The organism is Olivibacter domesticus (assembly GCF_900109575.1).
GTDB lineage: Bacteria > Bacteroidota > Bacteroidia > Sphingobacteriales > Sphingobacteriaceae > Olivibacter > Olivibacter domesticus.
The window spans coordinates 2,404,134-2,430,638 of record NZ_FOAF01000001.1 but is presented as its reverse complement, the minus strand read 5'-3'; the positions used below and the strand labels follow the sequence as shown (position 1 = coordinate 2,430,638).

General features: G+C 41.6%; 21 protein-coding genes and 1 pseudogene. 14 read left to right on the top strand and 8 right to left on the bottom strand.

Annotation, left to right across the window (positions count from 1 at the left end; translation table 11 throughout):
• Positions 1-12 precede the first annotated feature (12 nt).
• The 4 genes from BMY50_RS10520 to BMY50_RS10505 all read left to right on the top strand — a co-directional run bounded on the left by BMY50_RS10520 (position 13) and on the right by BMY50_RS10505 (position 5,810).
• A complete protein-coding gene (locus tag BMY50_RS10520) occupies positions 13-639 on the top strand; it encodes a DUF3347 domain-containing protein (protein ID WP_093323305.1) in 627 nt (208 codons plus the stop codon).
• Between the two features lie 110 nt (positions 640-749).
• Positions 750-1,226 (top strand): heme-binding domain-containing protein, encoded by a 477-nt coding sequence (locus BMY50_RS10515; RefSeq protein ID WP_093323302.1) that lies wholly within the window; start codon positions 750-752, stop codon positions 1,224-1,226.
• A gap of 26 nt (positions 1,227-1,252) precedes the next feature.
• Positions 1,253-3,331: a copper-translocating P-type ATPase gene (locus BMY50_RS10510; RefSeq protein WP_093323299.1), complete on the top strand. Its 2,079-nt coding sequence runs from the start codon at positions 1,253-1,255 to the stop codon at positions 3,329-3,331.
• A 16-nt stretch (positions 3,332-3,347) separates the two neighbouring features.
• The gene (locus tag BMY50_RS10505; RefSeq protein ID WP_093323294.1) at positions 3,348-5,810 is read left to right on the top strand and encodes a multicopper oxidase domain-containing protein; all 2,463 of its coding nucleotides are present in this window, start codon (positions 3,348-3,350) and stop codon (positions 5,808-5,810) included.
• Between the two features lie 150 nt (positions 5,811-5,960).
• Here the strand turns inward: BMY50_RS10505 and BMY50_RS10500 are convergent, their stop codons facing one another.
• Complete coding sequence (locus tag BMY50_RS10500) at positions 5,961-7,016, bottom strand: NAD(P)-dependent alcohol dehydrogenase (protein ID WP_093323291.1); 1,056 nt, start codon at positions 7,014-7,016, stop codon at positions 5,961-5,963.
• A gap of 211 nt (positions 7,017-7,227) precedes the next feature.
• Between BMY50_RS10500 and BMY50_RS10495 the strand changes: the two genes are divergently transcribed.
• Together BMY50_RS10495 and BMY50_RS10490 are read left to right on the top strand one after the other, a co-directional pair.
• Positions 7,228-8,124 (top strand): helix-turn-helix domain-containing protein, encoded by an 897-nt coding sequence (locus BMY50_RS10495; protein WP_093323288.1) that lies wholly within the window; start codon positions 7,228-7,230, stop codon positions 8,122-8,124.
• A 156-nt stretch (positions 8,125-8,280) separates the two neighbouring features.
• Positions 8,281-9,540, top strand: a complete 1,260-nt coding sequence (locus tag BMY50_RS10490; RefSeq protein ID WP_093323285.1) for a Na+/H+ antiporter — start codon at positions 8,281-8,283, stop codon at positions 9,538-9,540.
• Positions 9,541-9,568: 28 nt separating this feature from the next.
• Here BMY50_RS10490 and BMY50_RS10485 read toward each other — a convergent pair whose 3' ends face one another.
• The 4 genes from BMY50_RS10485 to yiaA form a co-directional block, all read right to left on the bottom strand.
• Positions 9,569-10,057: a GDYXXLXY domain-containing protein gene (locus BMY50_RS10485; protein WP_093323282.1), complete on the bottom strand. Its 489-nt coding sequence runs from the start codon at positions 10,055-10,057 to the stop codon at positions 9,569-9,571.
• Positions 10,054-11,115, bottom strand: coding sequence for a DUF4401 domain-containing protein (locus BMY50_RS10480; RefSeq protein WP_093323280.1), 1,062 nt, complete (start codon positions 11,113-11,115; stop codon positions 10,054-10,056). Before BMY50_RS10480 ends, BMY50_RS10485 begins: the two co-directional genes overlap by 4 nt.
• A 5-nt stretch (positions 11,116-11,120) precedes the next feature.
• Positions 11,121-12,062 carry a DUF2157 domain-containing protein gene (locus BMY50_RS10475; protein WP_093323277.1) on the bottom strand — a complete coding sequence of 314 codons (942 nt, stop codon included), beginning with the start codon at positions 12,060-12,062 and terminating at the stop codon, positions 11,121-11,123.
• A gap of 122 nt (positions 12,063-12,184) precedes the next feature.
• Positions 12,185-12,652 carry an inner membrane protein YiaA gene (yiaA, locus tag BMY50_RS10470; RefSeq protein ID WP_093323274.1) on the bottom strand — a complete coding sequence of 156 codons (468 nt, stop codon included), beginning with the start codon at positions 12,650-12,652 and terminating at the stop codon, positions 12,185-12,187.
• 181 nt (positions 12,653-12,833) lie between these two features.
• Here yiaA and BMY50_RS10465 point away from each other — a divergent pair, with 181 nt between their 5' ends.
• The 5 genes and pseudogenes from BMY50_RS10465 to BMY50_RS10450 all read left to right on the top strand — a co-directional run bounded on the left by BMY50_RS10465 (position 12,834) and on the right by BMY50_RS10450 (position 19,910).
• On the top strand, positions 12,834-14,327 hold the full coding sequence (locus tag BMY50_RS10465) for a hypothetical protein (RefSeq protein ID WP_093323271.1): 1,494 nt from the start codon (positions 12,834-12,836) through the stop codon (positions 14,325-14,327).
• A gap of 193 nt (positions 14,328-14,520) precedes the next feature.
• Complete coding sequence (locus BMY50_RS10460; RefSeq protein ID WP_093323268.1) at positions 14,521-15,264, top strand: ImuA family protein; 744 nt, start codon at positions 14,521-14,523, stop codon at positions 15,262-15,264.
• Between the two features lie 2 nt (positions 15,265-15,266).
• Positions 15,267-15,662, top strand: a pseudogene (locus BMY50_RS28445) (Y-family DNA polymerase); the annotation flags it as partial.
• Between the two features lie 159 nt (positions 15,663-15,821).
• Complete coding sequence (locus BMY50_RS28440) at positions 15,822-16,769, top strand: DNA polymerase Y subunit UmuC family protein (protein ID WP_238383729.1); 948 nt, start codon at positions 15,822-15,824, stop codon at positions 16,767-16,769.
• Positions 16,770-16,772: 3 nt separating this feature from the next.
• Positions 16,773-19,910, top strand: a complete 3,138-nt coding sequence (locus BMY50_RS10450) for an error-prone DNA polymerase (RefSeq protein WP_093323262.1) — start codon at positions 16,773-16,775, stop codon at positions 19,908-19,910.
• A gap of 45 nt (positions 19,911-19,955) precedes the next feature.
• Here BMY50_RS10450 and BMY50_RS10445 read toward each other — a convergent pair whose 3' ends face one another.
• On the bottom strand, positions 19,956-20,732 hold the full coding sequence (locus BMY50_RS10445; RefSeq protein WP_202907786.1) for a ZIP family metal transporter: 777 nt from the start codon (positions 20,730-20,732) through the stop codon (positions 19,956-19,958).
• Between the two features lie 284 nt (positions 20,733-21,016).
• Between BMY50_RS10445 and fdhD the strand changes: the two genes are divergently transcribed.
• The 3 genes from fdhD to BMY50_RS10430 are packed head-to-tail and all read left to right on the top strand — an operon-like array spanning position 21,017 to position 24,583.
• Positions 21,017-21,892 (top strand): formate dehydrogenase accessory sulfurtransferase FdhD, encoded by an 876-nt coding sequence (gene fdhD, locus BMY50_RS10440; protein WP_093323256.1) that lies wholly within the window; start codon positions 21,017-21,019, stop codon positions 21,890-21,892.
• Positions 21,882-22,229, top strand: coding sequence for a DUF7009 family protein (locus BMY50_RS10435; RefSeq protein ID WP_093323253.1), 348 nt, complete (start codon positions 21,882-21,884; stop codon positions 22,227-22,229). Before fdhD ends, BMY50_RS10435 begins: the two co-directional genes overlap by 11 nt.
• Before the next feature lie 14 nt (positions 22,230-22,243).
• The gene (locus tag BMY50_RS10430) at positions 22,244-24,583 is read left to right on the top strand and encodes an FdhF/YdeP family oxidoreductase (protein WP_093323250.1); all 2,340 of its coding nucleotides are present in this window, start codon (positions 22,244-22,246) and stop codon (positions 24,581-24,583) included.
• Here the strand turns inward: BMY50_RS10430 and BMY50_RS10425 are convergent.
• Entirely contained in the window at positions 24,574-25,218 is a 645-nt protein-coding gene (locus BMY50_RS10425; RefSeq protein ID WP_093323818.1) for an NTP transferase domain-containing protein, read from the bottom strand. The genes BMY50_RS10430 and BMY50_RS10425 overlap by 10 nt on opposite strands.
• Before the next feature lie 104 nt (positions 25,219-25,322).
• Positions 25,323-26,495 carry a DUF1624 domain-containing protein gene (locus BMY50_RS10420; RefSeq protein ID WP_093323247.1) on the bottom strand — a complete coding sequence of 391 codons (1,173 nt, stop codon included), beginning with the start codon at positions 26,493-26,495 and terminating at the stop codon, positions 25,323-25,325.
• Positions 26,496-26,505 lie beyond the last annotated feature (10 nt).

The following is a 26,505-nucleotide window of genomic DNA, read 5'->3' as shown; positions in this document are numbered from 1 at the left end:
AAACGGAAGAAAATGAAAAAAATAATTTTCGGGGCCATGGTTGTAGTAGCGTTTGCCTTTGCAGCATGCAATTCGAAATCGGATAGAACCGCCAAACAAGATCACAACATGGAAAATATGGAAAGTTCTATTCCTCATGCGATCGGTGACGATTCCAGTTTAACAGAAATTAAGGCCAGTTTTATCCATGTAGATCCAAAAGTGGCTTCATCCATAAAGCAGATCGTAAATCACTATATACACATTAAAACAGCACTTTCAAATGATGATGGTAAGGAAGCTGCCAACGGTGGTAAAGCAATGGCTGCGGTGATAGCCCAATTTGGCAAGTCTGCTTTAACTGCTGAACAGGCGACCCTTTACAACCAAAATGAAGAAGATTTAAAAGAACATGCGGAACATATTGGTGAGAATGAGGGTAATATAGACCATCAACGGGAGCATTTTATAATGATGAGTGAAGATGTCACTGCTTTGGTAAAGGGTTTCGGTGCAGGCCGACCTATATACAATGCACACTGTCCAATGGCTAAAAACAATGAGGGCGCCATGTGGCTCAGTGAAGCAAGGGAAATAAAGAACCCTTACTTCGGAAGCAAAATGTTAACCTGCGGAGTAGTAAAGGAAATTATTAATTAGTTAAAACTGGGGCTCAGCAGAACGATCTTATAAAATTTAATATAAACCTTACAAGCCGATCAGCGAAAAATTATCCAACGGCTGAAATAGTTAAATACATAAAATCTGCTATGGCAAAACAAAAAAAGACGTTGACTACCACATTGATCGTTCTCTTATTATTTGTAATAGCCGTTCAGTTTATCCCCAAAGCGGAACGTAATGATTCAGCAAGGGGTGCCAAAGCTATAACTAAGCAATACGATGTGCCTGAAAAGGTACAGTCCATATTGCAGAAGGCCTGTTTTGATTGCCATAGTAATCGTACTGAATATCCATGGTACAGCAATATACAGCCTTTTGCAAAATTTATGGAAGGTCATATCTTAAGGGGGAAGGATGAACTCAATTTTGATGAATTTGGCTCCTACGCTATCAAGAAGCAATATAACAAATTGCGCTCACTGGAAAATCAACTGGAGAATGAAGCAATGCCACTAAGGTCATATACACTGATTCACCACAATGCCAGGTTGAGTAATGAAGAAATCAGTCTTTTAACCAACTGGTCTAAAGCACTGAGAAACAAGATGGATATTAAATTGTAGAATATAAACCCAATAAACGCTCAATTATGGAACATGCTCATCACGAAGGAAAAACACATGAACATCATAACAATCATGATGACCAACAGAAAATGAATACCGCAAATCACAAAAGTGGATCACATAACGGACATAAACCCGCAATGGGGCACGCAGGACACGATCACCATGCCATGATGATCGCGGATTTTCGCAAACGTTTCTATGTTGTGCTCGTGTTGACCTTTCCAATCTTGCTTCTATCACACATGATTCAGGAATGGCTCGGAATCAGGATATCATTTGAAGGCGACAGGTATGTTTTAGCCCTACTTTCGTCGATTGTCTTCTTTTATGGCGGTTGGCCATTCCTGAAAGGATGGGTTGAAGAAATGCGCCAAAAAGATCCGGGAATGATGACATTGATTGGTTTTGCGATAACGGTAGCATATGGATACAGTGTGGCCACCATATTTGGTTTGGAGGGGATGGACTTCTTTTGGGAACTGGCCACCTTGATCCTGATTATGCTGCTAGGACACTGGATTGAAATGAAATCGATCGCCGGGGCATCAAAAGAGCTGGAGTTATTGGTACAGCTTATGCCCGATGAAGCCCATATAATAAATGGCGATCGGGTGGACGCTGTCAAAACAGTCGATTTAAAGAAGGGAGATATCATATTGATAAAACCGGGAGAAAAGGTTGCAGCGGACGGAATCATACTAGATGGAGAAAGTTACCTGAATGAAAGCATGCTGACTGGAGAATCTAAACCTGTTGAAAAGCGGGAAGGAGATGAGGTGATTGCGGGTGCGATTAATGGAAATGGTGCTATCAAAATAACAGTTGCACATGGGTCGGCGGAGTCTTACCTTTCCCAGGTAATTAAACTGGTTCAGGATGCCCAAAATTCTAAATCAAAAACACAGCTCCTAGCAAATACTGCTGCAAGGTGGCTCACCCTGATTGCCATCTTAGCCGGTGTGATAACTTTTTCTTACTGGTATTTTGCAGGGAACAGAGATTTGGCATTTTCCATTGAGCGAATGGTTACCGTTATTGTTATCTGCTGTCCCCATGCGCTGGGTTTAGCCGTTCCGTTAGTGATTGCCAAATCAACGGCCCAATCAGCGAAGAATGGTTTACTGATTAAGAATAGAACAGCCTTTGAAAATGCACGGAAAATCACTACGTTGGTGTTCGACAAAACGGGGACATTAACGGTCGGCAAGTTTGAGGTTTCAAAAATTGTTGCTTATGATACAGCAACAGATGAACAAGAAATTTTAAGGCTGGCAGCTGCTTTAGAGCAGAATTCCGAGCATCCCATCGCAACGGGAATCATTCAAAAAGTAAAAGAACTTGAAATTAAGATCCCTCAAGCACGGAACTTTAATGCTATTACAGGAAAAGGGATTGAAGCCGATGTGGAAGGAAAACAGGTAAAGGTAGTTAGTCCCGGATATTTAAAAGAGAATAACCTTACACTACCCGATACACTGGAGGCAGACGATGCATCTACTGTGGTGTTTGTAGTGGTCGACGGATCGCCGCTAGGTTATATTGCATTAGCCGATACGCTCAGACCCGAATCAGTTGAAGCTATCCAAACCCTGCACAAGCATGATATTAAGTCCATTCTATTAACGGGAGACAATAAAAAGGTCGCAGCATCGGTTGCAAAAAAGCTGGGCATGGATAGTTTCTTTGCAGAAGTTTTACCCCATCAGAAATTAGAAAAAATAAAGGAATTGCAAACAAAGGGTGAATATGTTGCCATGACGGGCGATGGGGTTAATGATGCTCCGGCGCTTGCACAGGCCGACGTAGGAATTGCAGTAGGATCAGGATCGGACATTGCTGCGGAAACCGCAGGTATTGTATTGGTTAACAGCAATCCGAAAGACGTAGTGAACCTCATCCTCTTTGGAAAGGCAACCTATCGCAAAATGATCCAAAATCTGATGTGGGCAACAGGCTACAACGTCGTTGCATTGCCCTTGGCGGCTGGCATTTTATACAGTCAGGGAGTTTTGCTAAGCCCTGCTGCTGGAGCCATTCTGATGACTGTAAGTACCGTGGTCGTGGCTATCAATGCCAGTCTGCTGAAAGTTCGCAACTAAAAATAAAATCGCGTCAATGAAAAGGATTAATTTTCAACAAATAATTTTTTTTATCGTCCTCCAGGTAATAAGCGTAAACCCAATCAGGGCACAACATGAACACCATGGCGCTCAGCCCAAAGAAAAGAGTTTCTCTTCCGCCATAGACATGGCCATAGGGAATGCCAAAGGAAAAACGGTTGAGTACCATCTCTATGTAAAAGATACGGTGGTAAATTATGCAAAAAATAAAGAGACCCATGCGATCGCTATCAATGGTCAGATTCCAGCACCTGTGCTCGAATTTACCGAAGGAGATACAGCGGTAATCTATGTCCATAATCTGTTGCATCATGAAACATCCACCCACTGGCATGGACTTTTGCTGCCGAACATAGAAGATGGTGTTCCTTATCTAACAACACCACCAATAAAACCTGGCGGAGTAAGAAGGTTCGTTTTTCCGCTCAGGCAGAGCGGTACCTATTGGTATCACTCACATACGATGTTGCAGGAGCAAAATGGCCTATATGGGCCGATCTTGATACATCCGAAGGAAGAAACGCATTCGGTCGATCACGAAGTCGTTCTCCTGCTATCAGATTGGACAAATGAAAAACCGTCTGAAGTCCACAGAACGCTTAAACGGAATGACCCTGCGAGCGAATGGTATACCATAAAAAAAGGGTATGCACAGAGCCTTGATAAACTAATTGCACATGGTTCTTACTTCCAAAGGGTGAAAAGCGCATGGAAACGGATGCCAGCAATGGATTTATCGGATGTATTTTATGACGCATTTCTAGTCAATGGAAAACGGTTACTCGATTTATCACAATATAAACCCGGCGAACGGTTGAGGGTCAGGGTGATCAACGGTTCGGCCTCTACCTATTTTTACCTGAATTACGCCGGAGGGAAAATGCAATTGATAGCATCTGATGGACTGGATGTAACGCCTATAGCTATTAATAAAATACTGATAGGAACTGCCGAAACCTATGATTTTCTGATCACTGTTCCTCATCATGGCGCTCATGAACTGCGTGCAACGTCACAGGATGTTTCTGGCTCCGCTTCCGTTTTCATCGGAACAGGTGAAAAGATAAAGGCGAAAGATATCAAGAAACCGGATGTGTGGAACATGGATAAAATGATGATGGATATGACGGTCAACTTTCCGGGTAGAATGAAAATGGAAGGAATGGATCATGGAACAATGAAGGAAGCGGACGTGGAGAAGGAAGGAATGGACATGGGCGAGATGGACGAAAAGAACAAAATGTCTAAAATGGTTCCAAAAGACAAGCCAAATAAATCAGATGAGGATCATATGAGTCACCGGAAGATGAATGATGATAAAATGAAAGAGGATAAAAAATCTAAAAAGCCAGATCATAGTAACCATGAAATGAATATGGAAGAAATGGACATGCAACAAGTTATGGCTGACGGAAACAAGATGGCGGACTCCAAACATAGTGGAATGCCGAATCAGCAAATGAAGCAAGGTTCAACCGACGAAGTAGTGTTCAATTATGATATGTTAAGCGCGCTTAAAAAAACAAGCTTCGATCCACAACGACCGAAGAAAAAATATCATCTAACATTGACGGGTAATATGTACCGGTACGTTTGGTCTATCAATAAAAAGGTACTTTCCGAAGCAGATGTAATCAATATAAAAAAGGGAGATATTGTTCAGTTCACCTTAGAGAATACGACTATGATGAACCATCCCATGCATCTTCATGGGCATTTCTTTAGGGTGCTCAATGAAAACGGTGAATATTCTCCCTTCAAGCACACTTTAGACGTGCCTCCCATGACTACTGTTAACATTGAATTCGCTGCAGACGAACAGAAAGATTGGTTTTTCCATTGCCATATTCTGTACCATATGATGAGTGGTATGTCGCGTATTGTGCACTACGAAGGAAGTGAACGTGATACAGCTCTTGTGGATGCTCCTATTAAGCACCTGTTGAATGAGGACCGGCAATGGTTCTTTTACGGGAGTCTTGCCGGTAAGAGCCATATGAGTGAACTTCAAGCCAATTACTTCAATACACGTAATGCCTTCCGCTTGGAAGCAAATGCCAACTACGATGGGCAGTATGAGGCAGAAGTTTCCTACGAGCGATATTTAAATGACTGGTTGAGACCTTATGTAGGCTTGAGGGGATTACAACAGCAGTATTACAATGTTTTCAATAACAGGCAAACCTTCGAACAGGATTATGAATTACCTGTGCTCGGTTTTCGGTATACACTACCATTCTTTATTGAAGCAGATGTGAGCGTTAACATGAAGGGAAGAGTACGGGCTGAACTGGAAGGAGAACAATGGCTTCTTCCCAAGATGTTCTTCAATTGGCGGATCAATACTGATAAGGAATATCATCTTGATCTTGAATATATGCTCGCAAAGAAATTATCCCTTTCTGGCGGCTACGACTCCAGATATCGTTGGGGAGGAGGCTTATTGGTTAGGTTTTAGTGGTGCATAATTTATAAATCGCAGCAAAATGAAAGCTCTTCGAAAGCAATTAACAGAGCAAAAGTCAGATTGCTTCCATATATGCTCATTATTACGGTTTTGAGGCTTGTGACTTACCACAAGCCTCGCTTCTTACGCCAACAGCGGGTATTAACCTTTTAGCGATGCCATATCAATGACAAAGCGGTATTTCACATCACCTTTCAACAAACGTTCATAAGCCTCATTGATTTGCTTTATGTTAATCATTTCAATGTCGGCAGTGATATTATGTTTCCCACAGAAGTCCAGCATTTCCTGCGTTTCGGCAATTCCGCCGATCGCAGAACCGGCAAAGCTCTTACGTCCTATAATTACGCTGAACGCGGCAATGGGAAGCGGTTGTTCAGGTGCGCCCACAAGTGCCAGTGAGCCATCTACGCGAAGTAGGTTCAGGTAGGCATTAACATCGTGCTCAGCAGAAACGGCATCTAAAATAAAATGCAGTTTGCCTCGGTAGGCGGCCATTTGCTCAGCGTCTTTAGATAATACGACTTCATCTGCACCCAGGCGTTTAGCTTCTTCGAATTTGGATTCGGATGTGGTGAAAGCGACGACATGTGCACCCATCGCTTTCGCTAACTTGATTCCCATGTGTCCCAAGCCACCAATGCCGACGATACCTACTTTTTTGCCAGGACCTACATTCCAGTGGCGAAGTGGTGAATAGGTGGTGATACCAGCGCACAACAGCGGTGACGTCGCCGCCAGATCCAGGTTTTCGGGGATGCGTAATACATAGTTTTCATCTACCACAACACTTTCTGAATAGCCGCCGTAGGTTGGTGTGTTGAGATATTTGTCTGGCGAATTGTAAGTGCCGATCATACCCGGCTCACAATATTGTTCCAAACCTTCTTTACAATAATCACACTCACGGCAGGAATCAACGATGCAGCCTACGCCTACCAGATCACCTACTTTGAATTTGGTGACGTGGTGACCAACACTTTTGATCTTGCCGACAATCTCATGGCCCGGCACACAAGGGTAAATGGTGCCGTGCCATTCATTACGGGCTGTATGCAGATCAGAATGACAAACACCGCAATATAAAATATCAATTTCAACATCATGTGGTGTAGCTTTCCTACGATTGATGCTTAATTGATTTAAGGGTGCTTCAGCAGCTTCTGTGCCATAAGCTTTGATATTGGTTACTTCCATAAATTCTAAATTTTATTGTAATCTAAACAAGTTAAATGCTAAATAGTTGTTTAGACCGTTACGTATGAACGGACAAATACAAATTACGGAAGCTTAGCTTGTATGTGTTTTATACAGAATACTGTTTTATTTACCAGTTTTACAGAATTTGCAATGGTGGATAAAAACACCTAATAGGATTCGTTAAATTTGCTCTCTAATGATTTAAGCTATGCAGCAAGTGGAAAGAATTGATACAGTTAAACAATATAATCGCTATATCGGTGTAGAGACACTTCACCCGCTGGTAAGTGTTGTCAAATTTAATGAGATATCTACTATAATCAACATGAGGTTATATTTAGGCCTTTATGCTGTCTTTCTGAAGGATATTAAATGTGGTAATATGATATATGGTTGCCAACCCTACGACTATGAGGATGGTACTTTAGTCTTTGTTTCTCCCGGACAAGTCTACGGTATAGATAGTGGAGGCGTTGCAACAAAACCGACTGGTTATGCGTTGATTTTCCATCCTGATCTGATTAAAGGAACACAATTAGGAAAAAATATCAAGGACTATACCTTCTTCTCCTATGAGGTGAACGAAGCACTTCATCTTTCAACAAAGGAAAGAAAAACAATTATAGGCTGTTTATCGAAAATTGCTATTGAAATAAATCAAAACATTGATAAGCACAGTAAAACGTTGATTGTTTCTAATATTGAATTGTTCCTAAACTATTGTATGCGCTATTATGATCGACAGTTCATTACCAGGAATAATATAAATAAAGATATTTTAGTACGTTTTGAAAACCTGCTTAATGATTACTTCAAATCCGATAAGGCCCACACCTTAGGGCTGCCAAGTGTGACCTATTGTGCTGAGCAATTATATTTATCACCTAATTACTTTGGCGATCTTATTAAGAAGGAAACGGGTAGTACCGCTTTGGATTATATACAGGGTAAACTGATAGATGAGGCTAAATCAAAGATCTTTGATAATACAAAAACAATTAACGAAATAGCAAATGATTTAGGGTTCAAATACCAACAGCATTTTACACGACTGTTTAAACAAAAGACGGGAGTGACACCAAATGAATACCGACATTTAAATTAGTAAAGTGATTTTCTTTAATAAAGCAATAGATTTTCTTGTTCTTCTGTAAGTCTCTTGCAACTGTTGCTATCCGATGCTTTGTATTATTTTATATTTGCAAATGCAGTTTATGATAATTGCACTTATGAGTAAGTTAAAAATAGTAGCAATCGACATATGGAAAATTACGCAATCATTTTAGTGTTGCTTGGTGTAATGGTAATCGTGAGCACATTGGCAGAAAAAATTAAAGTATCTGCTCCCATTGTGCTCATAATTGCGGGAATAGCTATCGGTTTTCTGCCGTCTATGCCAACCATCCAGATAGATTCTGAAATTATATTTCTGCTATTTTTGCCACCCTTGCTTTATGAGGCATCTTTTAAAATTCCACAAAAGGACTTCAAAGCCAACCTCTTTATCATTTCATCACTGGCCTTCAGTTTAGTTTTTATGACCACTGCGGGGATAGCGGTAATAGCACATTATCTTATACCTGGAATGACATGGCCGCTTTCATTTATTCTTGGTGCCATCCTTGCACCTACTGATGCAGTAGCGGCGTTAAGCATCACCAAAAGTATGAAACTATCGCCATTGACCTCTACTGTATTGGAGGGAGAAAGTTTATTAAATGATGCATCAGCACTTGTTGCTTATAGATTTGCCTTAGCCGCATTAACCGGAACAGCTTTCGTTTTATGGAATGCCTCTTTAACCTTTATTGTATTGCTGGTTGGCGGTTTCTTGATAGGTATTATGCTCGCTAGAGCATTGGCTTTTATACTTAAGTTCATTCGGAATAATGGTACCGCAGTGCTGAGTCTTGTTCTCTTGGCTCCATTTGTAACCTATCTGATTGCAGAAACAGTCCATACCTCAGGTGTGATTGCCGTTGTTACGTTGGGATTTGGTATATCACGTTTGAGTAAGATAAAATTTCCGGAAAAAATAAGAACGCAATCCGAAACAATATGGGATATGATTACCTTTTTGCTCAATGGACTGATATTCATTTTGATCGGACTGGAACTTCCCATCGTTGTAAAGGAGCTCAGTACACCCGAATTATTGACCTATGCGGGTTATGGGTTCATGCTTACAATTGCTGCATTGTTGTTACGAATGCTGAGCGTTTTTATGAACAGAAAGCGATTGAAGAGGGCTTTTAATAAACAGCAGTTACAACCGAAGAGAAGAGCCATTCCTGAATCTATTCTGTTAAGTATTCAGGAAAGCATGATTATCAGCTGGTCTGGAATGCGCGGAATCATATCGCTTGCTATAGCCATAGGTCTCCCGAATGTGTTGGATGACGGTACTGCATTCCCTATGAAAAATGCGATTATCTATATCACAACGGTAGTAGTGCTTCTTACAATCGTTGGGCAAGGCTTATTGTTACCCCATATAGCTAAACCAAAATCGGTAGTATAAATGCGATCTATTAGGATGCTGCTATGCTTTACTCTATCTTCCGTAAGTTTTTGTCGTAAAGCCCAATCAATAAACTGTTTCCGTGTTTGTCGATTTTTAGACCTCCATATTTAGCGTTCTCATATTTTTTTGCTTCTCCTTCCTGAAAGAAGAATGATTCCGCACCAATGTTGATACGCCATTTATTGGGCGATGTATAGGCGATAGGATATTCATTAGTTTTTAACGGTGTAAGTTCCGTTTGAAATCGCAATCGCTCCGCTATATTGTCCGAATCAGTTTTTATAATGCAATAGCCACGTCTTGCTATGCTATCCGCATGGATATTGCCCGATATCTTATAACTTAATGCCATATAGTCGCCTTGCATTAGCGAACGTGGGTCTACAGGAGCAAGTTCCAGCAAAATGAGTTGCCCTTCTTTTAATAGCTCCTCTTTCTTCGCTATCGAATAGTTAAAGTAGCACAACAAGAGGATTAGGTTTAGTATAATAATAGGCACAGCGTACTTTTTCATTTGTTGATGCTTTTGCGGGTAAGTAAGTAAACCATAATAAAGAAGATTCCGGATGAAAATAACAATATCGATTTGGTCAAAAGCGTAAAATTGAGATCGTAATAATATTGCGAAATAAAATAAACAAGTGCAATAATACTAGTAACAAATCCTGTTCTATAGTTTACCAAGAAACTAAGTAGCATAAGTAGAATTGTGCCCGATATGGCAGGAGAGAGGGCGGTTGGTAGCAAAGTCAAGATGGTGAAAGTATATATGAAAACCTTATGCATTGATTTCGTTATCTTCAAAACAGGAAGAAGAATAGACGTCAAAAATAAGACTGCTGCAATGCAAACAATCGATGTAATCCATATATAGTCAGGTGACGCTGAAACCAGTCCTTTTTTTCCCAGACATACCAATCCGGATAAGAAAGAAAATACCAGTCCAGTTCTGATTGGGTTATATAATGCTGAAAGTGCTTTTCTCATGTTAACGATGTTTGCTTCTTGAAGAAAAAAGTAGCAGACCAACATCGCAAGCAAGGATACATAGACATGTATCAGATCATAGCAACGGGAAGATAAGATAAGTGCTAATATACTTCCGTTCAGGGTGAATATGGCGACAAAAGTTAGTATATAGCCCCGAACGATAGCTAAGGAGCAAAGTGAGAGCATTATATAAGTTAAGTAGCGTATATTTTCATGAATACCCAACTGATCCAGGCCGAACCACAGTAAAATTAAGCCAATGATAAATGAAGAGACACTTACTGTATCTAGTATGACCTTATCGTACCTTTTGCTGATCCAGATAGCCATAACCATGCAGGCTGTTCCAAAACCTAATAGGCCATAAGTGGACCGATATATCCCTGTGATTACGAGAAAGCCGGAGAAGGCAAGACTTGCCAGTATTCCACCAAAAATGGATACAATTTTTATGGGTAAGGTTTGATCATTACCCTGTTTCTGATAAGCGGCAATGATATGCTCTTCATCGAACTTTACCGTCTCTTTCTCAATAGATCGTAAATAGTCCAATATATCAGTAATATTTTCTTTACTTCTCATGTTGATTATTTCTGATGCATGTTGATAAGATTTCGGATGACAAGTGTCACGCTGATAATGATGAATACGCTAATAAGCAAAAACATCCATTCATCTTCCGAAATTTTAATTAATAAGGCTGATACGATGATGATTAAGCTAAAAGGAATTACGGAAAGGTAAAATCCACTTTTGATTTTTATACCATGCCAAATACCTCCTATGAATGCTAGTCCGCAACTAAGTGCCAAAACAGGGAATTCGGGCATGCTAGGTTTGAAAATGCCGCATATAATTCCGATTGTGGCAAAAGTTGCAGCCCCTAATGCCATGATATTTAGGAAATAGATTGGAATGCGTATACTGCTCTGATATTTTGAGATTAACATAGCGATGATCAATATGCCGCTGTTCAACAGAAAGAGTAGTGTGAACAGTAATACGGTAGACCAGTCGCTGGCCACCTGTTGATCGTACAGAATCAATGTCGTATTGATCAATAGAAGATAAAGTAACCATAGCGGTGCGAAGTTTGAAACAAGTACCCAAAGGGTAACAAACAGTGTCCAAACCAAAAAGAAATCGTAAGCATTGGCCCCTGTCTGATAGATTTGCCCAAAAACGGCAAATAAAACGCCCACTAATACCGAACTTCCCGTTAAAATAATGCTTCTGGTAGTATTGGTTATGCTAGGGAGTAGGACAACGACTGTAGTTATTATGATCAGGCTCTCTATTAGTCCTAGTTTGATGAATTTATGCAAGTCTGCCCAGTTATAGGCAAAAAAGAAAACAATCCCAGATACGGTAAATCCTATGCCGAATGTAAGAAAAAGCAACCTAAGGAATTTTTGCCAAGATTCATTATCAGGATATATTTTCTCCCGTAACGCATTCGCAATACCATTTTTAGAGAGATTGCTATGTTTACTTATGAGATGAATATCTTCTCTTTGTATCTTTTCCATCTAGATTTAATTTGGTCGAGTAATAAAAGAATATGATCTATGTAAATATAACATTTTTACAGTCGTTTGGTCTATTAAAACCCCGCAGCCCTGCCAGACAGGTACTGCGAGGTAACCGCTATTTATATGTTTTTATCTTCGAACATTTTAGCATCTCGGGTATTCTTTTGTACAGCAATGGCTGAAAATACGCTAAGAGCAAAGGACATTCCATAAAATCCTTTTTCACTCAGTGTGAGAGTAGCGTTCCATAGGCCAACTATCAATAATACAATAGCAGCTATTGTTGCAAACCAGCTTAAACCGTAATACATCTCCGTTACAGCCAGGCCTTCAGCTTTATCTCGTACGCTCTTCTGTACAGAGATAACAGCGAACAGCCCAAAGAGTAGTATGGTAAAATAATACCCCTTTTCATTTAGCTCCATGCCGGCGTTCCATAAACCTATACAATAACCCACTATACCTGTTAGTAGGGCAGTCCATGAGGCACCGATAAATGCACCAGTTGGTTTGAAAGGACTTCTTCCATTTCCGTCGTATTTTGTTTTCGACAAGTTTTCTTCGTTTGTTTTTTCTAGCGGTTCCATTTTTATTCGTTTTTAGTAGGGATTCATTGTACTCATGAACCCATATGCGGTTTTTAAATTTTTTGATAAATACTGAAGCAAATTTCTTTCTGAAAATCTACTTTACAAAACTATATTCTTATAGAAACTGACGATATAATATTAATTTAATTACCTTAGTTCCTGTATATGGAATTACAATATGGATACACTTTCGGAACTCATAAGCCAACTCGGAGTAGCTGAAAAGAAAGAATTTTTAAACTTTCTGCATAAGAAAAATAAACGTAATGACGTTAAAAATATACGGTTATTTAATTTACTAGAAACTGACGATATAAAACGTATTGAAAAAATATATCGTTCAGCAAAAAATAAGGATGCCTATCATGCCTTACGGAAAAGATTACACGATAACCTATTGTTGTTCTTGTCGCAAAAAACATTTGAAAATAGCAACAGTGAGGCATATGAGGCTTTAAGATTGCTGGTGGTAAGTCGTTTTTTATTAGAAAACAACTCGGCTAAAACGGCTTTTAAATGTTTGGCCAAGGCAGAAAAGATTGCTCTAGGATTAGAGCAATTTAGTTTGTTGAATGAAATTTTGCTTTTAAGGCTACAGTTTACTTACCTCAATACATCAGAAAACCTCGAAGAACTGACCGAAAGATTTTTGGCCAATCAAAAAAATATCGAACGAGAAGCAAAGCTTAACATCGCTTATGCATTCTTACGGCAGGAGCTTCAAGATATCCATTTGAAAGGCAAAGTGGTCAATCTTACGGAGCTTATTTCCAAAACCATAAAGAAGTATAATATCGCTATACGTGATCTGATGAACTATAAATCGCTTTATCAGATTCTTTTCATTGCCAATGAATATGCAGCCATTCATCAAAATTACAGTCTTATAGAATCTTATATAAGAAAGAGTCATCAGTTTATTCAGGATCAAGCGGAAACAAGCAATTACCAACTCTTTTATCACCTGCATATTCTTTATTACTTAGCTAATTTCAACCTTCGGAACAAATTTTTTTCAGCGAGTAAAAGGTACCTCGAACAAATGATGGACCTTATGCAAGAACACAAACGATTTAGTGATGTATTTTACTTGCGTCACCAATTATTATTGGCGCTGAACAGTCATTTTCTTGGTGAACCTAAAGAGGCCATCGATTTGTTACGTCATGCATTGACATTGGTAAGCAAGAAGTCAAAACAAGAGGATGTTGATGATTTACAGATCTGCCTAACCATGTTTCTGGCACAGCATAATGATAATGCTTGTCTCCGACAGTTAGCAAGGTTTACACATAGTGATGCTTGGTATGAGAAGAAACTAGGCATGTTGTGGACCATACGAAAAAACCTAATGGAGATTTTGATCCATGCACAATTTGAAAATATCGAGCTGGCTACATCGCGATTGAAAAGCTTTAAGCGCCGCTATAAGACGTACTTGCTTACTACCAACGAGGAACGAGTCGTTAACTTTGTCCTCTTAATTGAAAAATACCTCTTTAAACCTGATATTGTCTTCGAAAAAACCTTCCAAAACGCTATTTTGAAGATGTTACATGTAAAAGAGAACAATGATATTTTTAACCTCAGCTTTATTGGATGGATAATGGCCTGGTGGGAGAGAAAAACACCTTACGAGGTTACATTAAATTTAATTACATCAAGAAAATAGGGGAGTCTCCTCATTTAGTTAGGCTGTTTGAGCCTTTACCTCGATTGTTCCATTGTGTTGTCTTTTATCAGCATACAAGTTGAATGAGCGTTTGCGGGCAAATAGTAGAGATATGTATGACTGAATAAAATAGTAATCTGTATTGTTTACTAATATTATTAGTAATATATTTGTTGTCCATAATGTGTAAAGTATGGCAGCGATAGACGGCAAACAGGAGTTAATCAGCAGATTGCAAAAGGATATCCTACTTTGGCAGGGATTTAGGTTGACGGAAAATCTGCAGGAAAAGGTTGGTCTTGGAGCCATAGAAAAAGCGTTTCCAAACGGTGTGTTTCCAGTGGGCAGTATCCATGAATTTGTCAGTATGTCTCGCGAGGATGCCGCCGCATCGAGCGGTTTCATTGGGGGTTTATTAGCTGCTCTCATGCAGCGTGGAGGTGTCTGTCTGTGGATCAGCACAGCACAGGTGTTGTTTCCACCGTCGATCAAGGCTTTTGGTGTGAAGCAACCCGACCATATTCTTTTTGTCCATATGGACCGAGAGAAAGATGTTTTATGGGCGATGGAGGAGGCGCTGAAATGCAGCGGGATCACGGCGGTTATTGCCGAACTACAGGGGTTGAACTTTGTGCAGTCGCGTCGTTTGCAACTAGCGGTTGAAAAGAGCCGGGTAACGGGCTTTGTGCTGCGCCATAACCCGCGGACGCTCGATTCAACAGCTTGTGTTGCCCGCTGGCGGATAAGGCCGATAGAAAGTATCTTGGATGAAGGAGTGCCGGGTGTTGGGTTTCCGCGTTGGGAAGTTGAATTGCTAAAAGTACGTAATGGTAACCCCGGCAAATGGCAGATCGAATGGTCGGCTGAAGGTTTCGTGCTACAGGTACAGCGCAAACAATCCAAAACTCGACAATCGAAGGAGCGTAAACTAGGATAGGTATGAAAAGACGCTTTGCTTCCATATGGTTTCCATATTTGACGACAGACTGGATGTCTGCTCAGCGGCCAGCATTGCGCAACATTCCTTTTGTATTTGCGGCTCCTATTCATGGGCGAATGGTCATTCGTGCCGCTAACCCCTCAGCGGAAGCGCAGGGAGTTACCCGTGGCATGGTGGTGGCTGATGCCAAAGCATTTTTGCCTTCGCTGGAGGTGATGGATGAACGCCAAAGGCTTGCCGAAAAATTACTTAAAGCGATTGGTCTCTGGTGCATATGTTTTACTCCGGTTGTGGCGGTGGATGAACCCGACGGGCTGATCATGGATATAAGCGGATGCACCCACCTTTGGGGTGGGGAGAGGGAGTACCTGAAACATATTGTCAAGCGGTTGAAAGGGCGAGGGTATGATATCCACATGGCCATCGCCGATACCATCGGTACGGCCTGGGCAGTAGCACGCTACAGCAAGGTGACGCCCATTATTGAAAGCGGTAGCCAACTTGATGCATTACTATCCCTGCCATCTGCTGCCTTACGGCTTACCGAGGATTCCGTGGAACGGTTGCACAAACTTGGACTGAAAACCATTGGAAGCTTTGCCACTATGCCTCGTTCAGCACTTCGGAGGCGCTTTGGCGATACGCTGTTGCTACGGTTGGGACAGGCTATTGGTTATGAGGAAGAATTCATTTCAACGCTGAAACCTATAGCGCCATACGAGGAAAGGTTACCCTGTTTGGAGCCAATATGCACAGACAAAGGGATTGAATTTGCTCTTCAGAAATTATTGGAAGCCCTGTGCAGAAGGCTGTCAAACGAAGGAAAAGGATTGCGTGAAGCGACCCTGAGATGCCATCGTATCGACGGCAAAACAGAACAGATCAGTATTGGTACTAGCAGGGCAACGGCTAACGTACCACATATCTTCAAACTGTTAGCGCTCAGGATCTCACAGATTGAGCCCGCTTTGGGCATTGAATTGTTTGTGTTGGAAGCTACCAAAGTAGAAGATGCTGATTCTATACAGGAAGTGATGTGGAGCAACAAAACAGGTCTGGAAGCTATGGAATTGGCCGAACTGCTAGACAGGCTGAAAAGCAAAGATAGTTCCTGCGAGATTTACCGCTACCTGCCTGATCAGCACTATTGGCCAGAACGGTCGATAGCAGTTGCTTCCTCGATAACCGAGAAGCTTGCTATCGATTGGCAGATAGATAGACCACGCCCTACACGCTTGCTAGCTACGCCCGAGCTGATTACGGTGGCCGCACCAATACCGGATTACCCGCCAATGTTATTCCGCTATAAAGGCGAAGTGCATCCGGTCAAAAAGGCCGATGGCCCTGAGCGTATCGAACGCGAGTGGTGGATGGATGAAGGAGAACACCGTGATTATTATTATGTGGAGGACGACAAAGGTCGTCGCTACTGGCTGTACCGTTCAGGGTATTACGGAGACGACCACGCCCATAAATGGTTTTTGCATGGTTTTTTTGCTTAGCTTATGGGATATACAGAATTACAGGTAACAACGAACTTCAGCTTCCTGCGTGGAGCCTCACACCCAGAGGAGCTTGTGGAGCAAGCAGCCGCTTTAGGCTATGAAGCGCTTGCCATTACCGATAGGAACAGCTTTGCGGGTATCGTACGTGCACATATTGCTGCAAAAAAACACAATTTACGCTTTATTCCTGCATGTCGACTAGATTTGCTGGACGGCCCAAGTTTATTGGCTTATCCAACAGATCGGGAAGCCTATGGGCGGCTATCGACCTTGCTTACCAAGGGTAATCAGCGTACCGAAAAAGGACAATGCCATCTCTACAAGACGGATGTGTACGAACATAGTGAGGGCTTGAAGTTTATTGCTGTGCCACCGGACAAACTGACGGCTTCCTTTGAGCTGGAAGCGGAATATGTGCGGCAGATGAGGGAATACCGCGATATGCTTGGTGGGGAACTCTATCTCGGTGCTACCCGCCTTTACCGGGGCGATGATGCCAAGATGCTTTTCCGACTGAACCAATTATGCGAACGGTTGGATATGCCACTGGTTGTGCTGGGTGATGTGCATTACCATGTACCCCAACGGCGGGAATTGCAGGATATCCTCACCTGTATACGAGAGAAATGTACGATACAAACCGCAGGTTTCCGTCTACATTCCAATGCGGAGCGCTATTTGAAACCAATGGAAGAAATGGAGCGATTGTTCCGTCAATACCCCAACGCTATTCTGCGCACAGAGGAAATTGCTGATGCCTGTCGCTTTTCGCTCGATCAACTGGAATATGTATACCCTGAGGAACTTACTACTGATGGACGCAGCCCGGAGGAGGAACTCGTGCGGTTGACGTGGGAAGGTGCACGAGAGCGGTTCGGTGAGGATATCTCACAAGCCGTGCATGACACCATTAATATGGAACTGGATTTTATCAAACAGAAAAATTATGCGTCCTATTTTCTGACCGTACACGACTATGTGCGGTTTGCGCGTGACCGCGGCATCCTTTGTCAGGGACGCGGATCTGCAGCCAATTCCACCGTGTGCTATTGCCTTGGCATTACGGCTGTAAACCCTGCAAAATTCCGATTATTGTTCGCTCGCTTCATGTCGGATGCGCGCGATGAACCGCCTGACATTGATGTTGATTTCGAGCATGAGCGACGAGAGGAAGTAATCCAATACATCTATGAAAAATATGGTCGCGACCGCGCGGCTATTGTGGCTACGGTAACACAGGTACGCTCAAAAGGAGCTATACGCGACGTTGCGAAGGCGATGGGACTTTCGTTGGATGCTGTGGGTCGACTATCCGGTATTATTGGTAGCCACTGGGATGATACCTTTGACGATCGACAGCTGGTAGAACATGGCTTTAATCCTGAGGACCCGCATTTGAGAAAAGTACTCGAACTAACCTTCCAGTATAGGGGTTTTCCACGTCAGCTAGGGCAGCACACAGGCGGTTTTGTCATCACACATGGTAAACTGTATGAGCTTTGTCCCATCATCAATGCCCGGATGGAAGACCGCACAAATCTCGAATGGAACAAGGATGATTTGGAAGCGTTAGGTTTTTTAAAAGTCGACGTATTGGGGTTGGGTATGCTGACTTGTATCCGTAAAGCCTTTACCCTGGCCAAGCAGCACTATGATCGGGACCTCACCTTGGTGAATGTACCGCAAGATAACCAGAGGGTATACGAGATGGTAAGCCATGCCGACACTTTGGGTGTATTTCAGATCGAAAGCCGCGCGCAGATGTCTATGCTACCACGTTTACGGCCCCAAACATTCTACGATCTTGTCATCGAAGTGGCTATTGTACGGCCGGGGCCGATACAAGGGGATATGGTGCACCCTTATCTCCGTAGACGTAATAAGGAGGATCCCGTAGAGTACCCTTCGGAAGAAATTAAGGGTATTCTGGAAAAAACGCTCGGTGTACCTTTGTTTCAGGAACAGGCGATGGAGATCGCCATCGTTGCTGCTGGTTTCACACCTGCGGAAGCCGATGAACTCCGTCGGAGCATGGCCACATTTAAGGCGAAGGGACAGGTTTCGGCGTTCCGGAAGAAAATGGTGGATGGTATGGTAATCAAAGGCTACTCTGAGGATTTTGCCAACCGTGTATTCAAACAGTTGGAAGGTTTCGGTAGTTACGGTTTTCCGGAAAGTCACGCCGTCTCCTTCGCTCTCCTCGTCTATATCTCCTGTTGGTTGAAGTGCTTTTATCCCGATATTTTTGCTGTGGCATTGCTGAATAGTCAACCCATGGGCTTCTATCAACCTGCACAAATCATTATTGATGCACGAAAGCATGGCGTGACAGTGTTACCGATAGACATCAACCATTCGGAGTGGGACAACACGCTGGAGGGTGAGATGAACAAACCGCATGCACTCAGGCTCGGTTTCCGGCAGATCAAAGGGCTGGATGAAGGTGATATCAAAATGTTAACAGCGGGAAGGCGCAACGGCTATAGGTCCATTACCGCCTTGATCGATGCAGGCGTGTCACTTTCAGCAATAGAGCGACTCGCTGGTGCGGACGCTTTCCGTTCGCTTTGCGTCGACCGTAGACAGGCACTCTGGGAAATATCCGCTTTGGCGGATAGGCCTGTTGCCCTATTCGAGGGACAACCCTCGGAGACCACCAAAGAGGGGCAGATCCAGTTGCCATTGATACTTCCAGGGGAACACGTTATCCATGATTATGCAAGCACATCACTGTCTATCAAAGCGCATCCCGTTTCCTTCCTGCGTGGAAAGCTAGATTTGCTACATGTGGTGCCAACAGCAAAATTAAGTTTGCTTAAAAATGACATGCCCGTAAAGGTTTGCGGCCTGATTACGGTGCGTCAACGTCCCGGTACAGCCAAAGGCATACTTTTCGTCACCATCGAAGATGAAACAGGCTTTGCCAATCTAGTGATTTGGGCTAAGGTTTTTGAAAAATATAGGAAAGAGATCCTTCGGTCAAAATTGTTCATGGTAGCTGGTAAAGTGCAAATCGAAGGTGAGGTTATCCATGTAATCGCCCAACGCTGTTTTGACATGTCTGACCTGTTAAAAGGTCTTACAGATGGTGAAGATCATGCTAGTGGTGTTTTCCATAAGGGAAGGAATTTTCAGTAAATATTAACCTGGACCTGATAAATTGTACAGTAGGCCAGTATCGATCTAACCTAACTTAGACAGTAGAAAAGAAGTAAGAAAACCAAGTACTGTAATGATACCTGCTAAATTATGGCCTTTTTCAAATGCTTCGGGCATCATGGTATCAGCCAGCATAGCTAATATTGCGCCAGCTGCTATCCCTAGGGTAACTGCAATAACTTCTGGGCTTAGGTGGCTAAAAACGGTATAACCAACTAGGGAGGCAATACCAGTTATAAGCGCAATACCGATCCAAATGGAAAACACAAAGACACGCGATCTCCCGGCATTTTTCATACCAGAAGAGCTGGATAGTCCTTCCGGTATATTTGAAATGAATATTGCTAAAACAGTTGCAATGCTTACTGCTCCGCCTTCTATCATACTAACACCAATAGCAATAGCTTCTGGAATACCATCCAGCAAAGCTCCTAGCGCTATGGCTAACCCACTGCCTTTTTGGTCGCTTTCTGAGGGTTGCTGATTTAGCGAACGTTTACGATGCTTTGCACCTTTTTTATCTAAAAAGTAATTGGCGATAGAATAAATCCCTCCTCCCGCAAGGAAACCGGATGCAGAAGCCAAAAAGCCACCTTGGCTAAATGCCTCATCCATTAAATCGAAAGCCAAGGCGGAAATAAGCACTCCCGCGCCGAAGCCCATGATGAGAGCAATAGTTTTTTGCGGAATGCTGAAAAAATAACCCATCAGAGCACCAACTATAAGCGCCGAGCCTGATAAAAGTCCCCAAAAACCGGCTTCTAACCATTCTGACATGAGGGAATAACAACGTATGCCCATGAAAGTTTTGTTGGCTAACTGTTATGAGCTCATTGAAGAAATAATTCAGCGTCTTCTTATAGAAAAGATATAAATTAATGTGTGACCGAATGCGTAAATGTTAGTAGGCTGGCATGTGAACTGAAAAGTGAATCAGTAGCTAAAATAAATCTGAAAAATTTATCAGAAATTACTGATAGGCAAAAGAATTGATCATTCTTTCAGGAAGCCAAAAGTAAAGATCTTCTTTGATCGAATTTTTTTATTAAGTTTACTTATGAAATTTTCAATATAATTTTGTAAGGATGGAGCGTTTGGAGTTGATTTCCGTTAAGCACATGCCTGTAAAAAAAGTGAAGGGCTTTACAAGCTCACAGTTATCGGATATGCTTTCGGTAGAAGAGCCACTTGAAATAAGAATTGGCTATGGCCCAGAAAAACAGCGCATGCAAAAGAATATTTCGGTGACGATGCGTACACCGGGCAATGATTTAGAGCTTGCCGTTGGCTTTTTATTTGCCGAAGGGATCATATCCTCCTATAAAGATGTGGTCGACGTTTATCACACTGACATGGAATGTTCATCCAATAAAAAGAACATTATCCAGGTAGAACTCAGGGAGAATTTCACACCTTATCTGGTGCAGGCTGACAGAAATTTTTATACAACATCCAGTTGCGGTGTTTGTGGAAAAGGCTCTATCCAATCTATAAGAACGGTTAGTCCTTTCTGCGACCTGGATAAAGCTACCTTAAATGTAGGCATAGATGTTTTATATCAATTAGTAGCGAAGTTAAAAGAGTTTCAAAGTGATTTTGAAGCTACGGGAGGTATCCATGCATCTGGTCTATTTACTATTTATGGTGATTTAATTGATCTAAGAGAAGATGTTGGGCGACACAATGCATTAGATAAATTAATAGGCAATGCATTGATTAGTAATTTATTGCCGTTGGATCAGCATATTTTACTCCTCAGCGGAAGGGCAAGTTTTGAATTAATTCAAAAAGCCGCAATGGCGGGTGTTTCCATTGTAGCAGCTATAGGCGCACCGTCAAGCCTTGCAGTAGAACTTGCTATGGAATTTGATATTACGCTTTTGGGTTTTCTCAAAGAAAATAGATTTAATATTTACAATTTAAGTGATCGAACTTTAATACAAACAGCATATGAAACTTAGAATCAAAGGCAACTCCTTGCGATATAGATTGACGAAATCAGACGTGACGCGACTGGGGGCTGCGGGTTTTTTGGAAGAACGCTCGGAGTTTGCGGGTAAAACATTAGTATATGCAATCGTCACAACACAAGGTGATACACTCTCAGCGGATTATATAATTGACCGTATCGAACTCAGAATGCCGGCGGTAATGATTAAGGAGCTTAACGATACCGACAGGGTAGGTTTTGAAGATCGAACCGGTCCCGTAAGTTTACTTGTAGAAAAAGACTTTACTTGCCTTGATAATATTGAAGAGGATCAAAGTGATAATTTTCCCAATCCACGAATGGGCTAATAAATACCGGGACCATGAAAAAAGGTAAAATAGAACCGGCTGCAGAAAATCCCTACGAATTGCTAGACCTAAAGGTAACTAAGGTAGAAAAATGGGCGGCAGGGGTGCCCGCGGTTATGGCAGCATTTAGTGATCTCTTGGAAGAGAAGGTGCCTGTCCGAGGAACGAGAGCACTGTTTAAGATGAACCAGGCCGGGGGATTTGATTGTCCAAGCTGTGCTTGGCCAGATCCAGATGATGAGCGATCACCTTTGGGTGAATATTGTGAAAATGGGGCGAAGGCTCTTGCAGAAGAGGCAACTACCAAAAAAGTTACAGCTGAGTTCTTTAAAAACAATTCAGTTTACGACCTTGCTCAATTAGACGATTTTAAAATTGGACGAATAGGAAGGTTAACCGAACCTATGTATATGCCTAAAAATGGTACCCACTATCAACCAATCAGCTGGAGTGATGCGTTTAAAAAAATAGCAGCATGTTTGAACGCCTTGGAAATACCTGATGAAGCCGCTTTTTATACCTCAGGTAGGACGAGTAACGAAGCATCCTTTTTATACCAACTCTTTGCAAAGGAATTTGGTACCAACAATATGCCAGACTGTTCCAATATGTGCCACGAAACCTCAGGCACTGCTTTGTTGCCAACAATTGGAATTGGAAAGGGGACAGTCAAATTGAATGATTTTTACGATACAGATGTGATTGTAATCATTGGGCAGAACCCTGGAACCAATGCTCCCCGGATGATGAGCGCGCTGGAAAAAGGGAAAAAAAATGGAGCCAAGATTATTGCTATTAATCCTTTGCCCGAGGCAGGACTGATGGGCTTTCACAACCCACAGCAAATAAGTGGTGTTATTGGCAGTGGTGTTAAGCTTGCAGATCTTTATCTGCCCGTAAAGATAAACGGTGATATGGCACTTCTAAAAGCTATTGAGCTCCTGCTACTCGACTTTGAGAAAAAATCACCAAACGAAGTATTCAATCATGCATTCATTAAAGAAAAGACAGTTGGATACAATGCCTTTATCAAACAATTTGAAGATTATAAACTGGAAGATCTTGCGGAAGCTTCCGGTGTACCACTGTCTGCCATTTATAATGCAGCTCAAATGCTGGCATTTAAAAAGCGAATCATCGTTTGCTGGGGGATGGGACTTACTCAGCAACCTAACGGAGTGGATATGATCAGAGAGATCGTTAATTTACTGTTGCTTAAAGGAAGTATAGGCAAGCCCGGTGCGGGTGTTTGTCCTGTTCGAGGACATAGCAATGTTCAGGGAAACAGAACAATGATGATTAATGAACGGCCTAGCGATGTGCAGCTTGATCGTATACAGGAGGTCTTTGGCTTCAAGCCCCCTCGTAAACACGGATACAATGTTGTTCGAGCAATCAAGGCCATGCAGGAAGATAAAGTTAAAGTTCTTTTTTGTATGGGAGGTAATTTTTTATCTGCAACACCTGATACAACTTATACCGCTAGGGCACTAAGAAAACTTAATCTAACGGTATGTGTATCTACTAAGCTTAATCGCGGACACCTTGTGCACGGGCAAGAAGCACTCATCCTCCCAACTTTATCACGAAGTGACATCGATATGGTTAACGGAGAACAACAGTTTATCAGCACGGAAAATTCAATGGGAGTAGTACAATCATCGAAGGGTATGCTAAAACCAGTATCTGATAAACTCATGAACGAAACACAAATTGTATGCCGTATGGCAATGGCAACTTTAGGTACCAGATCGGTTATTAACTGGCAGCGTTACCATGATAGCTATGATGCTGTGAGAGATGATATCGAAAAATGTATCCCTGGTTTTGAAAACTACAATGCCAGGGTGAGGCAAAAGGAAGGATTTTACCTGCCCAATGCTGCTCGGGATGGGCAATTTATCACCAAGGGATTTGGCGACCGCGCACCATTTACATTAACAACTATACCGGATGATGGACTTGCCCCTGACGAATATATGATGGCTACGACCCGTACACATGATCAATTTAATACGACTATTTATGGCCTTGACGATCGATATCGTGGTATAAAGAATGGGCGCAGAGTAGTTTTTATGAATCAAATAGATATTGATAAAGCCGGCTTTAAAGCTGGTGACAGGGTGGATCTATTTAACTATGACGATGGTATCGAGCGCATTGCTCCCTTATTCATTATAGTTTCTTATCCAATACCAGAGAAGAATACCATTACCTATTTTCCCGAAACGAACGTTTTAGTTTCGGTAAATAATGTTGTTCGGGAAAGTAACATGCCTGCTTCAAAATATGTTAAAATTAAAATCAAGAAACACGACCCTAAAATATATGAACGAATGGATCAACTGTGATTATTCGAAATAGAAGAAGAACCATAAATTCCGGCACTTAATATTTTTTTTACTTGCGCTAGGTCTTCCGGTGTATTTACATTTATTAATGCTTCTGGATTAGAAGATTTTAAAATAAGGGTCTCATCACTACTTAATAAGACTTTTCTTGGACTGGTAATTCCCTTCTCAAGAAAATCCAATAGAGTAGAATAACAGCGTGGCTCCCATATAGTCATCAATGGCTCCGGCAATCCGTCAAAGGGGCTTTCATAGGTAGTAGCTGATTTTTGTGGATCCCTGTTATCAACTAAAAATTGGATTGTTTCTTCATTTAATAGCGGTAAATCGCATGCAATAACAAGCCAAGCCTTGTCTTTTTCTGCTTGTAAAGCAGAAAGGATACCGCCAAAGGGACCCATGTTTAGAAAGGTATCGGGTAAGGATTTGTAAGCTGGATTAAATTCTTTGACCTGTTCCTGACGGCAGGAAATAAAAACTTCTTTGCAAAATTTTTTCAGCATATCAGCAACATGGTAACGTTGCGCTTTGCCATGCCATTTTATAAGGTCCTTATTCGTGCCCATGCGTTTACTTTTACCACCTGCAAGTACTAATCCATTCAATACGGGAGTATTACTTTCTTTTAAAATCATCTCTACTTCCTTTTTGCTCCAATAACTTGTTTTCCTGATCGCAATACCTTTACTCAATGTCTTGCGCAACGCATATGCAATATCGATATCTTAAATATACTGTTTTATTTAAAGATTTTTAACCTACTCCTCCGGCAGATGGTTAAATAAATGTTCAATATCATCCAAAATAACAAAATAAAAGCCAACCAAATTCCATAAACGATAGGAAGTGAATAGCCGTAGCTATGCAATTCACTGTTACTATTATAGGAAGTAGGCGTGATAACCATGCTTAGAGGAGAAGTTCCGTTGAGCCAAAGAACCAACATGGCAACTGCATGAATTAGAAACGTACTGACCAAATAGATAAACAGTGGTTTTTTTCCGAAGGTATAAAAGAAAGAAGTGTATTTGTTCTGTAGGTCTTCTGCATAGGCTAAAAATAAGAAAATTGGTCCCATTGTTACACCTAAATAAGCAAGGGAGGCCGGATACTTGGTGAGATCAAAAAAGGATAATACAGTAAATAAATCATTTTCCTGTATCGTCCATGGTTTAGGGTCGGCATATATGTTTATGCTTCTTACAACAAAAAACAAGCAAAGGCTGAACCAGCCTGCATAGATTAAAATCTTTTTACGGTGTATACGCGCACTTTTCGGCCCATAATAGTGGCCGAAAAAATAGCCCAATAATAGCACAGCGAGCCATGGAAGAAGGGTATAGTTAATAATGTACACCTGATTATCCACAGGTATAAATTTTTGCTGGTGCAGTATATACCATACAAAGGATAAGAGTGAATGATCTTCTAAAAGAACGGTATCTAGTAGGTTGTGTAAACCAATGATGGATAGACTAACAACTAACAGGATATCTCTTTTTAGATAGTGTAGACCTGCTAGGCAGATAAAGCTGATACCCAGTAAACCTAAGATAAAAAGACCTATCGTTCGATAATAAGGGTCAAAGGTATATAGGAAATTATTAATAAAAAGTTCAATGAATAACAATACAATCCCTTGTCGCAGCAAACGGAAAGCATATTGCTTTTTTGTGTATGAAAGCCCACTTAGGTATAGTTGGATGCCGACTAAAAAAAATAGGGCGGGGGCGAAGTAATGTGAAATAAAACGAGTGAAAAATAAGAAGGCTGTTGTGTGTTCCAGATCTGTGGGATTCGTGTTCCAATAATGAAAGAACATACGGGTATGATCTAATATAGCAAACGTCATGACCACTCCTAACAATAAGGTGCGTACATACTTGCTTTCAGATATTTCTGTCGACAACATAGGAAAGTTC

Excerpts from the sequence above, each read along its gene's own strand:
- BMY50_RS10520 (WP_093323305.1), top strand. The coding sequence starts at position 13 with ATGAAAAAAATAATTTTCGGGGCCATGGTTGTAGTAGCGTTTGCCTTT.
- BMY50_RS10515 (WP_093323302.1), top strand. The coding sequence starts at position 750 with ATGGCAAAACAAAAAAAGACGTTGACTACCACATTGATCGTTCTCTTA.
- BMY50_RS10510 (WP_093323299.1), top strand. The coding sequence starts at position 1,253 with ATGGAACATGCTCATCACGAAGGAAAAACACATGAACATCATAACAAT.
- BMY50_RS10505 (WP_093323294.1), top strand. The coding sequence starts at position 3,348 with ATGAAAAGGATTAATTTTCAACAAATAATTTTTTTTATCGTCCTCCAG.
- BMY50_RS10500 (WP_093323291.1), bottom strand. The coding sequence starts at position 7,016 with ATGGAAGTAACCAATATCAAAGCTTATGGCACAGAAGCTGCTGAAGCA.
- BMY50_RS10495 (WP_093323288.1), top strand. The coding sequence starts at position 7,228 with ATGCAGCAAGTGGAAAGAATTGATACAGTTAAACAATATAATCGCTAT.
- BMY50_RS10490 (WP_093323285.1), top strand. The coding sequence starts at position 8,281 with ATGGAAAATTACGCAATCATTTTAGTGTTGCTTGGTGTAATGGTAATC.
- BMY50_RS10485 (WP_093323282.1), bottom strand. The coding sequence starts at position 10,057 with ATGAAAAAGTACGCTGTGCCTATTATTATACTAAACCTAATCCTCTTG.
- BMY50_RS10480 (WP_093323280.1), bottom strand. The coding sequence starts at position 11,115 with ATGAGAAGTAAAGAAAATATTACTGATATATTGGACTATTTACGATCT.
- BMY50_RS10475 (WP_093323277.1), bottom strand. The coding sequence starts at position 12,062 with ATGGAAAAGATACAAAGAGAAGATATTCATCTCATAAGTAAACATAGC.
- yiaA (WP_093323274.1), bottom strand. The coding sequence starts at position 12,652 with ATGGAACCGCTAGAAAAAACAAACGAAGAAAACTTGTCGAAAACAAAA.
- BMY50_RS10465 (WP_093323271.1), top strand. The coding sequence starts at position 12,834 with ATGGATACACTTTCGGAACTCATAAGCCAACTCGGAGTAGCTGAAAAG.
- BMY50_RS10460 (WP_093323268.1), top strand. The coding sequence starts at position 14,521 with ATGGCAGCGATAGACGGCAAACAGGAGTTAATCAGCAGATTGCAAAAG.
- BMY50_RS10450 (WP_093323262.1), top strand. The coding sequence starts at position 16,773 with ATGGGATATACAGAATTACAGGTAACAACGAACTTCAGCTTCCTGCGT.
- BMY50_RS10445 (WP_202907786.1), bottom strand. The coding sequence starts at position 20,732 with ATGGGCATACGTTGTTATTCCCTCATGTCAGAATGGTTAGAAGCCGGT.
- fdhD (WP_093323256.1), top strand. The coding sequence starts at position 21,017 with ATGGAGCGTTTGGAGTTGATTTCCGTTAAGCACATGCCTGTAAAAAAA.
- BMY50_RS10435 (WP_093323253.1), top strand. The coding sequence starts at position 21,882 with ATGAAACTTAGAATCAAAGGCAACTCCTTGCGATATAGATTGACGAAA.
- BMY50_RS10430 (WP_093323250.1), top strand. The coding sequence starts at position 22,244 with ATGAAAAAAGGTAAAATAGAACCGGCTGCAGAAAATCCCTACGAATTG.
- BMY50_RS10425 (WP_093323818.1), bottom strand. The coding sequence starts at position 25,218 with ATGATTTTAAAAGAAAGTAATACTCCCGTATTGAATGGATTAGTACTT.
- BMY50_RS10420 (WP_093323247.1), bottom strand. The coding sequence starts at position 26,495 with ATGTTGTCGACAGAAATATCTGAAAGCAAGTATGTACGCACCTTATTG.